This window comes from Nitritalea halalkaliphila LW7, from assembly GCF_000265075.1.
Taxonomy (GTDB): domain Bacteria; phylum Bacteroidota; class Bacteroidia; order Cytophagales; family Cyclobacteriaceae; genus Nitritalea; species Nitritalea halalkaliphila.
This window is the reverse complement of the sequence record NZ_AJYA01000068.1, coordinates 1-11,481: the sequence shown is the minus strand read 5'-3', so window position 1 is coordinate 11,481 and position 11,481 is coordinate 1. Positions and strand designations below refer to the sequence as shown.

Below are 11,481 nucleotides of genomic sequence, written 5' to 3'. Positions count from 1 at the left end.
GGATGCTGATCGAATAGGGAATGATATACCCCATAGCCATCTGTCTGGATGACTCCCCTGAATTTAGCCAATAGCTCACTAGGACCTGACCGATCCCTATTTTTCCGGTAGTCAAACAGTACCAAGCGATCTACAGGGGCATGATATAACCACATGTATCCTTTATGCATGTTATTTTTATGCCCCCTGTCCTGCACTTTTATTGGGGTTTCGTCGACTTGCAGGTATTTTTGGCTAAGTACCACCTCCTTCAGCAACTCCCAGAGTGGCTCTATCGTTTTCCACCCCTGCATAAGCCAGTTAGATGCCGTCGAGGCAGGGATTCTAACTCCCATTTTACTGTATTTATCCAACTGCCTGTGTAGGGGTAAACCATATACATACTTGTCTACAGTCATTTGTGCCAGTGTAGAAGCTGCTGGGATGCCTTTTTCAATCGCCCTATCTGGAAGCGTGCCCATCAAGATGCCTTCACCGTTTGGTTTCGCGTATCGCTTGCGGATGTAGCGCGTAACGTAAAACTCTGCAGGCTTCATTTCCAGCACTTCAGTCACCTCTTCTCCGATAACGACACACCCTTCCGTAGACTCCGTAGGCTCGATATAGACATCTTCTTTGCGTAGTGTTTCGGGAAGCGTCATGCGGCCTTGTCCTTTCTCACGCTTTTTACGCTTGACAGTGACTGTTTCCTCGTCGCTATCCGCTTCACCATCACCCCCCATCTTAGCCTGGTCAGCTTCGGGCACACCTAGTGTAAATAGATTGAGCTGATCGGAGTCAATGGACGTTTTTAGCTTGTCCTTTTTGGGACCAAAAATGATTTTAAGCAGCTTGTCTAATTCAGAGCGGTATTTAAAAATGACCTGCTCTTTCTTCTCTATGAGCTCTTGCTTTTCAATTAAAAGGTTTTCTTTTTCGAGCAGAGAATTTTCTTTTTGAGATAAGGTCAACAGAGCCTGTTCGTATAGGGTTTTATAATCTATTTCTCTGTTTTCCATGACATAAATATAGGGTAAAAAAGTCGTTTTAAATAGCCTTAAAGCCACTTTTTAGACAAAAAATCACGCTTTATTTCACTGCCGCCCAGCTGCCATATAACGCTTTCTGTAGCGCACAGATTCTAGCCTTACCCCCTGTAAAAGCAAGCCTAATTCACGGCTAGAAAGCAGGCTTTTAGGGGATCTTGGACGTTCAAAAGTCCCCCTTTCTAGCCTTTTGATATAAAGAGCAAACCCATCTTGATCCCACTGCAAAAGCCGGATTTGATCTCCTCTTTTTCCTATAAAAATAAAGACGTCTCCACTCATGGGATCAAAGCCCAGTTTGTTGCGCACTATCCCTGCTAAAGCCTGAATGCCATAGCGCATATCTGTTGGCTGTTCGTACAGAAAATAGCGCGTAGCAGAGGAAAGCGCTAACATGCCAAGAGTCTTTTTAGATGTTCAATCGAAATCTCCTCATAAAAAGTAATGCTGGCACCATTCGGTAAGGTGACTTTCAAAAAAGGCTGCTGCTCTACCGCTGGAGCCAAAGCTGCAAGACGCTTAAAGCTTGTGAATGGCTCGGGAATCGGCTCACTTACTACTTCTAGCTTTTTGCACCAGTAGTAGAACGTAGCTCGATTAATCCCACGTTTGCAGCAAACACAGACTTCTTTAAACCAGAGCTAAGCCATTCCCGGTAAAGCTCCTGGTAAAACGCTTTATCTCTTCTTTCCATTCCGCAAGACTACAAAATCCCTCGCCTACAGAAAATATGGGGTTCGTCGAACGGGTACGGCCAATTAGCATCAAATCATCCGATATGATCGAAATATCCTGTTCTATTATATCCTCAAGTTTATTTTCTGTCTCCAAAGTTGATAGCGTTATTTTACGCGTTTTCGACTCTGAGATGTTCCAAACTCCAATTTCTATTGGCATAAGCGATTACATTTTTTTAGGCTTCTTAGGTTCACGGTTATTCAATGATTCGGGAATAGTTAAAAATCAAAATCTGATAGTGCTTTCAACATCCAAAATAGTGATTTTCTAGCTATTAGAGGTCTCGTTTAAACTGAGCTAGTAAGCCTCATGCTCTTGTTCTGCTTTAGCTGATAGAAAATCGAACTTTCCTAAATGTAAGCACTATGAGTTTAATTATCAAGTAGGATTAATAAAACTCCACTAAATTGCAGATGCAGAAAGTAGTTCTCCTGAGGGCTTAGAGGTTTTATCTAAAGAAATAGTTAATGTTTCGAGACTGTTGAGACTGTCCATGGTGTCTTTTTCTTCCTCTCTTTAAAACGAAAGCAAACGAAACCAAACGAACATGGAAAAGAAAGCAAACGAAGCCAAACGATCACGGTTTTAGCGAAATCGAAAGCAAACGAAAGTAAAAAAGAAAGCAAACGAACAGCGGATAGGGGATGCACGCGCGAAGCCCGCCCTTTGCCCGAAGGGCGATGGGGACAAGACTTCGACCCCCAGCCTCAGTCCGCTGACTCTGGCGCCACTAGCTTTGGGCTACTGATGCCCCAGCCATAGTAGGCCGAGACGGCATGCAGGAGCTCCCGAATCAGGCCATTCCCCCTGTCGGCATTTGTCATCACGATGACCGCATTTCCCTCATCCGCAAAGGCAATGAGCTGATTCGTAAAGCCGGCATTCTTCCCGCCATGTTTGAACAACAGGCGCCCCTCACGCTGCTCTAAGGCGGGACCCAAGCCCCAACTCCCATCCTGCTCCGTCAGCATCTGCTCCACCAGCTCCGGACGGAGGAGGCCATCTTCCTTTCCACCGCGGATCTCCTGTATCGCGATACAGTACTTAGCCAGCTCCGTCGGCGTGGTCCAAAGCCCCGCAGCGGCCTTTTCGGGGTAGTTATGCCAGAAGCCTTCGAGGATTTCACCCTGACGATCGTAGGCCGCACTGCTATTTTTTTGCCAACGGCCGCCTATAGGTTGTTCGTAGCTGCTGTTCCGCATGCCCAGCGGCAGCAGGATTTCCTCTTCCATATACCGTTCAAAGGCCCTTCCGGTCACCTCTTCTACCACTTTTTCGAAAATCGTGTAGCCGCCACCCGAGTAGCGCCAGCCTGAGCCCGGTAGCTTATCGACTTCGATGGGGGGCGTATTGCCCGAACCATTTAGAACCTCGACGAGGCTGGGGAAGGGATCCGTCTGCTTATAGCCCGGGAAGCCATGCACATTCACCCCGGCGGTATGACTTAAGAGCCCACGCAGAGTCACCTTTTCCTTTGCCGTAAAGGCATTTTCCGGCACCTGCCACTCCTTTAGGTACTGATTCACGTCCACATCCAGATCGAGCAGCCCCTCTTGGACCAACTTGAGCACGGCCAGTGCCGCCACGGGCTTGCTGATGGAGCCCGCCTGAAAGAGGGTCTCCGTATCCACTGCTTGCCCCGTCCCCGTGTGGGCGATGCCGTAGCCCTTTGCCCATTTCAACTTGCCTTTTTCCACCACTGCGATGCTCAGGCCAGGCACCTGATAGTGCTCCATGCGCTCGGCTAGGGAAAAGGTCTGCACGGGGCTCCCCTCGGGCTGCTGGTCCAGGAGGAGGCCGTTTTCGATGGCGTGGATGTCGGGAAGCTCCTTTTTTTGGCAGGCCATGCCCAGCAGGAGGAACAGAAAAGGAAGGAGAAGGTGCTGTCTCATCATCAGGTAGGTAAGGAAATGTGAAATCGTTTTTGCCCAGGGGGCAAAGGCCAAGGCCCGGCCCTTGCTGCCGCCTATGGCATTTACCGGGCTTCGGCAACTTTAACTTTTATTTTCTTTACTTTTTCACCGTGGAGGTTTTGGACGAGTTGGGGGGCTTTCTTGCTCCGCACCGCCACATAGGTTGCAAAATCCAGGAGGGTGATCGTGCCGATGTCTTCTGGCGTGGCTTGGCCCACTTTAATCAGGAAGCCCACGATGTCGCCCTTGCTGATTTTATTTTTCTTTCCGGCGCTGAGGTAGAGCAGGGTCCAGGCGCTGCGCTGCGCGGAGAGGGTCTCTGTGAGCTGCAGCGCTTCCATGTGCCTGTCGTCCACATAGTCGGGGAGCTCCTCCTCTTCGGCGAGCAGCAGGTAGCCCTGTCCGGAGGCATGCATGCGGGCGGTGCGGCCATTTCGGTGGATAAAGGCATCTTCCTGTGGCGGAACCTGGTAGTGGACCACATGGCGGATTTCCGGAATGTCTAGGCCACGGGCAGCCAAGTCCGTAGCGATCAGGAGATGCACCACCCCACTGCGAAAGGTGATGAGGTTCTTTTCCCGGTCCAGCTGCTCCATGCCACCGTGCAAGACAGCGTGGGCATAGCCATGAGCACTGAGCAGCAAGCTGATGCGATCTACCGCCTCCCGATGGTTGCAGAAAACCAAGCAGGCCTCTCCCTGGAAGTGGGAAATAAGGCGCATGAGAGTGGGAATCTTTTCTTTGGTCGGCGTGTGGACCAGCTTGAGTTCTAATTTGGCTTTCTTTTCCTCCTGCAGGAAGTCTAGCACGGGGGGAGCAGTAAAGGGGAGGAAGTCAGGCAGGCGCTCCAGGGGGGTGGCGGAGGTGAGCAAGTGGCGGCGCACCTGGGGCAGCTGGCTAAAAATATCCCGCAGCTGCTCGTGGAAGCCAGCTGCAGGGACTTGTCGAACTCATCTAGGACCAGCGTGTGGATCGCCTCAGTCTGAAGGGAGCCTTGATTGACATGGTCGGAAAGCCTGCCGGGCGTACCGATCACCACTTCGGGCAGCTCGCCGAGGCTGTTTTTTTCGAGTTTCATGGCATGTCCGCCGTAGCAGGTGCTCACGCGAAAGCCTGTTTTCAATGCTTTAAACACCTGCTCGATCTGCAGGGCTAGTTCTCGCGAGGGGACGATGATCAGTGCTTGTGTACTGCGGGAGTTAGGGTCCAGCTGCTGGATGAGGGGAAATAAAAAGGCCAGGGTCTTGCCCGAGCCGGTGGGAGCCAGCAGCATGAGGTTGGGCTGCTCCTGAGCGGCCTGTATAAATGCCTGCTGCATGGTATTAAAAGTTGCTATCCCCAGGGGGCTTAAAAAGCGCTGTTCTTGTAGGCGAATATCCTGTTCCATGGGGCTAAAATACAGGAAATAATGCGGAAATCCTGCCAGCATGCTCCAGAGATATCCTCCGAAGTACCTAATATGCTCCGCTTACTTTTGGGCTAGGAATGGCTGCTGCTTGTGGGGGTGCAGGTCGAGCAGGCTGGGGAGGGGGGCTGTCGGCCCAAAGGCCTAAGGGCATAAAAAAAGCGGTCTGGGGACCGCTTCTTCTTTTTTGCCGCCAGGCAAAACCGTTTACCTAACTGCGTATCTAAACGTTTATAGCCTTAAAATGCTGCTTTAAAGCTTTCCATTTTTTGGTCCACCTGCGTGTCCACCGGGAAGGTCACGCGGACATTTTCCCAAGTCATGTGCACGTGTGCCACCTTATTATCTTCTGCGGAGATGCTGTACTGCAGGCGCTCCTGAGRCGTGCCAGAGCTTGTCCACCTTTACGGTGAAGGCCACCGCATCGTCCTTGGCGAGGGCTTCCTCATCGATGACGCCATCCTTCCAGTAGGCGAAAACAGAGTTGCCTTTCGCATTCAGACGTACAGTCCACTCGCCATTTTCTTTTGGCGTCATGAATAGGGAGTACTTGCCAGCGCGTAGGTTTTTACCTCCAACTTGCACGGGCGTGCTGAATTCGATGATTGTGGCGGCATTCGCGCCGGCTCTCCAGGTGACGCCATACTTTTCGATTTCCCCGAAAATTTTTCTGCCCTTCACGGCAGGGGAGGAGTAATCGATGCTGATTTTGGTGAAGCCCACATTTTGGCTTACATGCGCGGCAGGGCTGGGAACGGGCGCTGCATCTGAGCGATGGCTTGGCCTTGGAAGGCGAGCAAGAGCAAGAAGAGCACGCCGAGCGCGCCGAAAGCTGATTTTTTCATCATGTGTATCCGATATTTGGTGTTTATATCCGTTTTTAACCGTTTTTTCGTCGGCTTGTTGCGCTGAACTTTGCCAGGGGGCAAAAAAATAATCCCGAGCGGCTGCCTGCGGGTGCGCCGTCGGGATAAAAAGGCTTGAAAACCAAGTCAAATCTTGTCTTTGCCCTGCGTAAATTTCCGCCAATAATAAAGGAGTGGATTTTTATATTTTAATGCCTTCCAGGGGCGGCTGCTGTGGGGGAGGTGCTGCACGGGAGGGTCCATGAGCACCAAGTTTCGGAAGCCCTTTTCGCGGGAAGCCTTGGAGATCATGTTATCATGCCAGTCCTTTGCGCTGTCTAGCGCCTCGAAATCGAAGGCCGCCATAAAGTCTGGATGCAGCAGGGTGCAGCAAAAGCTCAGGCTTCGCTCCGTTTCAAAAAGTGTGCGCCGCTCGCCTTTAAATTTCTCATAGGGATAGTTGACCTGCCCGGCCTCATCCACGGTAACCGCTCCGACCATGCCCACGCGCTTCTCGGCCTTGGCTGTGGCACAAAGCCGCTGCAGGGTTTCCGGATGCACGAGCACATCGGATTCCACGATGATAAGCGGCAGTCCATCGGCTAAGCATTTCTGCCGCGCATCGATGAGCACCTCTCGGTAATTAGGGGAAGGCTTATCGGTGAGTGTGCCGGTATGCAGGAGGCTAAACTGAAAGCGCTCGGCGGCCTGCTGCAAGGCCTGATGGGTCTCCGGGCTACTTTTATCATCGTAGACGAGGTACTCGAAATGGCCTTTCGCTTCCTGAATGGCCTGAAAGGTGCGGAGGGCAGTCTGGAGCGACTCCTTCACCGGTGTGATGATGCGCGCTTGGGCGTGTGTCATGGAAGAAATTTATTGATGAACTTAGAAAGGCTTCTTTGCTGGCGCAAGGGGCCTCCGAGGTGCTGCTGAAAGAAGCGTTTATGCTTGGCATTCAGGTAGGCGATCGTTTTTCTTTTCTGCTCCTTGGAGAAGCGTTTTCTTCGGGAGCTGTTTTGGATGCGGTAGAAGAAGCCCACATGGTCGAGGCGGAGGACCTGCCCCCCCCCTTGACGCAGGTTGATCCAAAACTCCCAGTCTTCCCATCCCTGCCGCATTTTCGGGTCGAATCCCCCGGTGAGGAGATAGTCTTCCCGTTTAAAGACCGCTGAGACTGAAGATCATATTTTCTACGGCCAACTTATCCAAGGAGAAATCGGGTAGCTTCCAGGGGCCTTTCTTGGCTCCGAACTTTTCTGCTTGGCAGTAGACGAGCTTGAGTTTAGGGTTTTTTTGGAAAGCCGCCACAGCCAGGCGCAGGTAGTCTTCGCTGATACAGTCATCGGCGTCCAGGGGCAGTATATAGGTTCCTTTCGCGTGGAGGATACCTGTATGCCGCGCCACACTGGGCCCACTGTTGGGCTGCTGGAGCAATTTAAAGTCCTGTCTTTCCTGCTGGAGCTGGCGGAGGTAGGCTGCATGCTTGGGCTCGCTGCCGTCGTCGATAACGATAATTTCGATCGTTGGTTCTTGGAAGGTCTGTAGGCAGTCGAGGGTTTCTTGGAAAATCTTTCCTGTATTATAATAAGGAATTATAACGGAGAGCTGTGGACTTGGTTTGGTGGCGTACATGGGCATTGGGGGGGCTTTTATCTTAGACAAGGACGCTAGTTAGGCGATTTTCGTCTCGATGAGGCCAGGATTTAACTCCCGTAAAGGTACGTTTTATTTGCGCGGGGCGCAAAGTTCAGGTAGTGGAGGGGAATTTTTCACTTTTTCGTTCGAGCTGTAAGTGGCTGAAAGCGTGTATGCTAAGGGTATTTGGTATTCGGCTTCATGTTTTTTTTACAGGGATATTTTTTGATTTCGTGCTTTTTTTACAAACTTAGTGCGCTGAAAACGTTTTGCGGGAAAAAGTTCCCGAAATTCCTGAAAACAGGAGCGTTTTTAGACAGAATTCAGGGTTTATGCCGTTTTTTCGAAAGCATGCAAGACTCGGGACAAACGAAAAGCTTCCACTTATTACCCAAATAGCCCCACTCAAATAAATCCGAGTAAGAAATCGCCAGGCTTGTCTTAGCTTGCTGAAAGGTTATGGAGGGAGTCAGCAGAGGCGAGAAATAAAAATAGTGCCGTTTGTTTTGCATTTTGACCCGAAAAAATCATAACTTTAAAATCTGATTAGAAATTAAGAAAACCGTTTAACCTTTATTTAAAGTCTATTAAAATCTACATTATGAAAAAGTTAATCGCTTTGTTCATGCTTTCCGGAATCCTTTTAAATCCGGTGATAACAAAAGCTCAAGACGCAGATGCTGACGCTGCAGATCAGGATACCGAAATGGTAGAAGATCAGGATGAAATGGAAGAGGAAGAGGAGCAAGCAGCTGCTGAGCCCGCCACTCCGGCCATCGTAGATGATGAAATCATCGATGAGGACAAAGGCTTCCACCAAATCATCAAGGAGAAGTTTATCGAAGGTGATCCTACGTTTATGACTCCTGTATTGATCTGTCTTATTTTAGGTATGGCAGTAGCATTAGAGCGTATCATTACCCTTAACCTATCTACTACGAACACGAAGAAGCTATTAGCGAAAGTAGAAGAGGCTTTAGAGCAAGGTGGTGTAGAAGCTGCGAAAGATGTGACGAAAAGCACGAAAGGTCCAGTGGCCTCTATCTTTACGCAGGGTCTGATGCGTTACTCTGAAGGCATCGAGATGGTGGAGAAGTCGATTATTTCTTACGGTTCCGTAGAAATGGGTCGTCTAGAAAAAGGTCTCGTATGGATCTCTCTATTTATCTCATTAGCACCGATGTTAGGGTTCATGGGTACAGTAATCGGTATGATTGGTGCCTTCGACTCCATCGAAGCAGCAGGTGATATCTCTCCTTCACTCGTGGCAGGTGGTATTAAAATCGCCTTTTAACTACAGTAGCGGGTCTTATCGTAGCGATTATCCTACAGTTATTCTACAACTACTGTGTGGCGAAAATCGACTCTTTAGTGAATGACATGGAAGATGCATCTATCTCTTTAGTCGATATCTTAGTGAAGCATAAGCTTACGAAGTAATCCTAAAAGGATGCCAGAACCTAATTTTCACATTAAAGAATAAACCAGATGGATTCTATAGATATTTTCCTCTACACGGCTGATTTACTCATCATAGTGGGTGCCTTGTTAGCGGTTGTGATGCCTCTCATCAAATCGCTAGACAATCCCCAGAGCTTGGTGAAGACCTTAGTCGGTGTGGTAGCCCTACTTGTGGTGTTCTTTATTTCCTATTCCATTTCTGACGGTGAGGTATTACCGAAGTATCAGGCGGAGCCTTTTAATGTAACGGAAGGCATAGCGAAATTTGTGGGCGGAACACTTTATACCGTTTATGCGCTATTTATCGTAGCGATAGCTGGTATCGTAGTAACTGAAATCACCAAAGCAGTAAAATAATGGCAGGTAAGAGAGGTAGAATGAGTCAGGAGGTAAATGCAGGATCGATGGCAGACATCGCCTTCTTGCTACTTATCTTCTTCCTCGTAACGACGACGATCGCTTCTGACAAAGGACTTTTGACAGTTCTTCCTCCGAAGCAGGATCCGAATACTCCGCCACCTGAAGTGCCTCTTAACGAAAGAAACATCTTTAACATCCTGGTTAATGCGAATGACCAGTTACTTGTAGAAGGTGAACCGATGAATAATACGGAGAACCTATCTGCAGAAGTTAAAGCGTTTATCTTAAATTTCGGAAGACCGAATGAAGAAGCGACTGCTTTATACAATTCACTTCCAGAGTCACTAAAGGCGCAGGTTAACCGTGATCCGAAATCTTCTGATCACCCGATGGCGGGTGGTGCGGTAGTATCGATTAAAACGAACCGTGGAACTTCCTATGAGAAATACTTGGAAGTATATGATCAGGTAAAGCGTGCATACTTCGAGATTTATGCGGAGCGTGTGGGACTTACAGCCGATCAGTATCGTGCACTTTCTGGCAGAACAGCTGCTGAGAAAGAACTAACAGATAGAGGTAAAGAAGGTATTCCGATGGCGATTTCCATCGCGGAGCCGGATAAAATTGGAGGGAATTAATCATGTCAAAGTTTAAGAAAAAGAACAAGACGAAAGAGAATATCCCAACATCAGCACTTCCGGATATTATCTTCATGCTACTTTTCTTCTTCATGGTGACGACAGTACTCCGTGAGAATGAAATGTTAGTGGAGCAAAAGCTTCCGCAAGCGACACAGCTACAGAAATTAGAGAAGAAATCGCTTATTTCTTATCTGTATGTCGGAAAGCCGAAGAACACGGCACTTTATGGTACAGAGCCTCGTATTCAGGCGAATGATGTGCTAATTGGAACGAAAGATATCGTACTTTGGGTCAACCAAGAAAAGGATAAGCTTTCAGAAGTGGAAAGAGACCAGATCACCATCTCCATGAAATCGGATATCGAGGTGAAAATGGGACCGATCGCAGACATCCAGTTGGAACTTCGTGAAGCAGATGCGCGTAAATTGATGTATGCAGCCGTAGGTAAAGTGGATTAATCCCTTTTTATACGTATAAACAAAAAGAGCTATCCTTCGGGTGGCTCTTTGTTTTATATCCGTTTACCTGTTGAAAAGGCTATGTTGCCATTAATTTTCTTATCACGTTCATGCAGATGAATACTCCCTTTCTTCCGATTCTTTCAGGTGCCACGATTCAGGCTCTGGATCAACATGTATGTACGACGGAGCAGATTAGTTCTTGGCAACTGATGGAGTGGGCAGCACTACAGGCTTTTGATGCCTTGCAGGTGCGCTGTGGTGTGCGGCCCGAAGATCATCTACTTTTTTTAGTGGGTCCGGGTAATAATGGAGGGGATGCAGTGGCATTAGCACGTATATGCCAGCAGCAGGGCTTCCAGCGGGTGGAAATTGCTCGGCTGTCAGAGCGTGCCAGTCCTGATCAGGAGGAAAATTGGCGCTTTTTACCTGCGGGTATTCCTGTGCATAAGGAAATCGAATCGGCACTGCCTGCCGAAGATGCGAATGGTGCCCGGCGTCTTGTACTCATCGATGGGCTGTTCGGCGTAGGCCTTTCACGTCCACTCGAAGGTAAAGCAAAGGCTTGGGTGGAGGCCTGCCAGCAGGTCACTGCACGTAAGATTAGCTTGGATATCCCCAGTGGGCTTCCTGCAGACACCTTGGGCCATGGCTCCTGTTTTCAGGCACAGCATACGCTGACCTTCGCCTGTCCGAAGCGCAGTCTTCTCTATCCCGAGCATGCGCGTTTTGTGGGGAGGCTGCACGTGTTGGACCTGCCCTTTCGTGCTTCTTGCTGGGATCCTTTTCGGGGAGATTGCTTTTATGTGACGCGAGCCGCAGTTCGTGGGCTCCATCGGTATTTTGATCGTTTTGCACATAAAGGGAGCTATGGAAAGGTGCTGGCCATAGGAGGAAATGAGGGAATGGAGGGAGCGCTGAAGTTGACGAGCGTTGGCAGCTTTACGTGACGGGCTAGTGGCTTGGTGTATGCGGCCTCACCTGTGCAGGGATGGGCGCC

At 49.3% G+C, this 11,481-nt stretch carries 14 protein-coding genes and 1 pseudogene; 5 read left to right on the top strand and 10 right to left on the bottom strand.

Annotation, left to right across the window (positions count from 1 at the left end):
* From tnpC to A3SI_RS17845, 10 genes are all read right to left on the bottom strand, one after another.
* The coding region (gene tnpC, locus A3SI_RS15295; protein WP_238531814.1) for an IS66 family transposase at positions 1 to 998 on the bottom strand (998 nt) is incomplete at its 3' end.
* A gap of 75 nt (positions 999 to 1,073) precedes the next feature.
* The gene (gene tnpB / locus A3SI_RS15290; RefSeq protein ID WP_009057324.1) at positions 1,074 to 1,421 is read right to left on the bottom strand and encodes an IS66 family insertion sequence element accessory protein TnpB; all 348 of its coding nucleotides are present in this window, start codon (positions 1,419 to 1,421) and stop codon (positions 1,074 to 1,076) included.
* Positions 1,415 to 1,627 carry an IS66 family insertion sequence element accessory protein TnpA gene (tnpA, locus tag A3SI_RS23365; protein WP_394330389.1) on the bottom strand — a complete coding sequence of 71 codons (213 nt, stop codon included), beginning with the start codon at positions 1,625 to 1,627 and terminating at the stop codon, positions 1,415 to 1,417. The genes tnpB and tnpA overlap by 7 nt, the downstream gene beginning before the upstream one ends.
* An 843-nt stretch (positions 1,628 to 2,470) precedes the next feature.
* On the bottom strand, positions 2,471 to 3,658 hold the full coding sequence (locus A3SI_RS15280; protein WP_202946876.1) for a serine hydrolase domain-containing protein: 1,188 nt from the start codon (positions 3,656 to 3,658) through the stop codon (positions 2,471 to 2,473).
* 80 nt (positions 3,659 to 3,738) lie between these two features.
* On the bottom strand, positions 3,739 to 4,560 hold the full coding sequence (locus A3SI_RS21275; protein WP_238531813.1) for a helicase-related protein: 822 nt from the start codon (positions 4,558 to 4,560) through the stop codon (positions 3,739 to 3,741).
* On the bottom strand, positions 4,479 to 5,105 hold the full coding sequence (locus tag A3SI_RS21270; protein ID WP_009057320.1) for a DEAD/DEAH box helicase: 627 nt from the start codon (positions 5,103 to 5,105) through the stop codon (positions 4,479 to 4,481). Before A3SI_RS21270 ends, A3SI_RS21275 begins: the two co-directional genes overlap by 82 nt.
* Before the next feature lie 318 nt (positions 5,106 to 5,423).
* Positions 5,424 to 5,804: a DUF2911 domain-containing protein gene (locus tag A3SI_RS23000; protein ID WP_316929235.1), complete on the bottom strand. Its 381-nt coding sequence runs from the start codon at positions 5,802 to 5,804 to the stop codon at positions 5,424 to 5,426.
* A gap of 269 nt (positions 5,805 to 6,073) precedes the next feature.
* Positions 6,074 to 6,790, bottom strand: a complete 717-nt coding sequence (locus A3SI_RS15265; RefSeq protein ID WP_009057316.1) for a glycosyltransferase — start codon at positions 6,788 to 6,790, stop codon at positions 6,074 to 6,076.
* A complete protein-coding gene (locus tag A3SI_RS17850) occupies positions 6,787 to 7,044 on the bottom strand; it encodes a hypothetical protein (RefSeq protein ID WP_050977559.1) in 258 nt (85 codons plus the stop codon). The genes A3SI_RS15265 and A3SI_RS17850 overlap by 4 nt, the downstream gene beginning before the upstream one ends.
* 40 nt (positions 7,045 to 7,084) lie before the next feature.
* Positions 7,085 to 7,558 carry a glycosyltransferase family A protein gene (locus tag A3SI_RS17845; protein WP_162098470.1) on the bottom strand — a complete coding sequence of 158 codons (474 nt, stop codon included), beginning with the start codon at positions 7,556 to 7,558 and terminating at the stop codon, positions 7,085 to 7,087.
* Between the two features lie 604 nt (positions 7,559 to 8,162).
* Between A3SI_RS17845 and A3SI_RS15250 the strand changes: the two are divergent.
* From A3SI_RS15250 to A3SI_RS15230, 5 genes and pseudogenes are all read left to right on the top strand, one after another.
* Positions 8,163 to 9,001 (top strand): annotated as a pseudogene (locus tag A3SI_RS15250) (MotA/TolQ/ExbB proton channel family protein).
* A gap of 48 nt (positions 9,002 to 9,049) precedes the next feature.
* Positions 9,050 to 9,379 (top strand): hypothetical protein, encoded by a 330-nt coding sequence (locus tag A3SI_RS15245; protein WP_009057313.1) that lies wholly within the window; start codon positions 9,050 to 9,052, stop codon positions 9,377 to 9,379.
* Positions 9,379 to 10,020, top strand: a complete 642-nt coding sequence (locus tag A3SI_RS15240; protein WP_040671136.1) for an ExbD/TolR family protein — start codon at positions 9,379 to 9,381, stop codon at positions 10,018 to 10,020. Before A3SI_RS15245 ends, A3SI_RS15240 begins: the two co-directional genes overlap by 1 nt.
* Before the next feature lie 2 nt (positions 10,021 to 10,022).
* Positions 10,023 to 10,481, top strand: a complete 459-nt coding sequence (locus A3SI_RS15235) for an ExbD/TolR family protein (RefSeq protein ID WP_009057311.1) — start codon at positions 10,023 to 10,025, stop codon at positions 10,479 to 10,481.
* A gap of 116 nt (positions 10,482 to 10,597) precedes the next feature.
* Positions 10,598 to 11,431 carry an NAD(P)H-hydrate epimerase gene (locus A3SI_RS15230; protein WP_009057310.1) on the top strand — a complete coding sequence of 278 codons (834 nt, stop codon included), beginning with the start codon at positions 10,598 to 10,600 and terminating at the stop codon, positions 11,429 to 11,431.
* Positions 11,432 to 11,481: the final 50 nt, after the last annotated feature.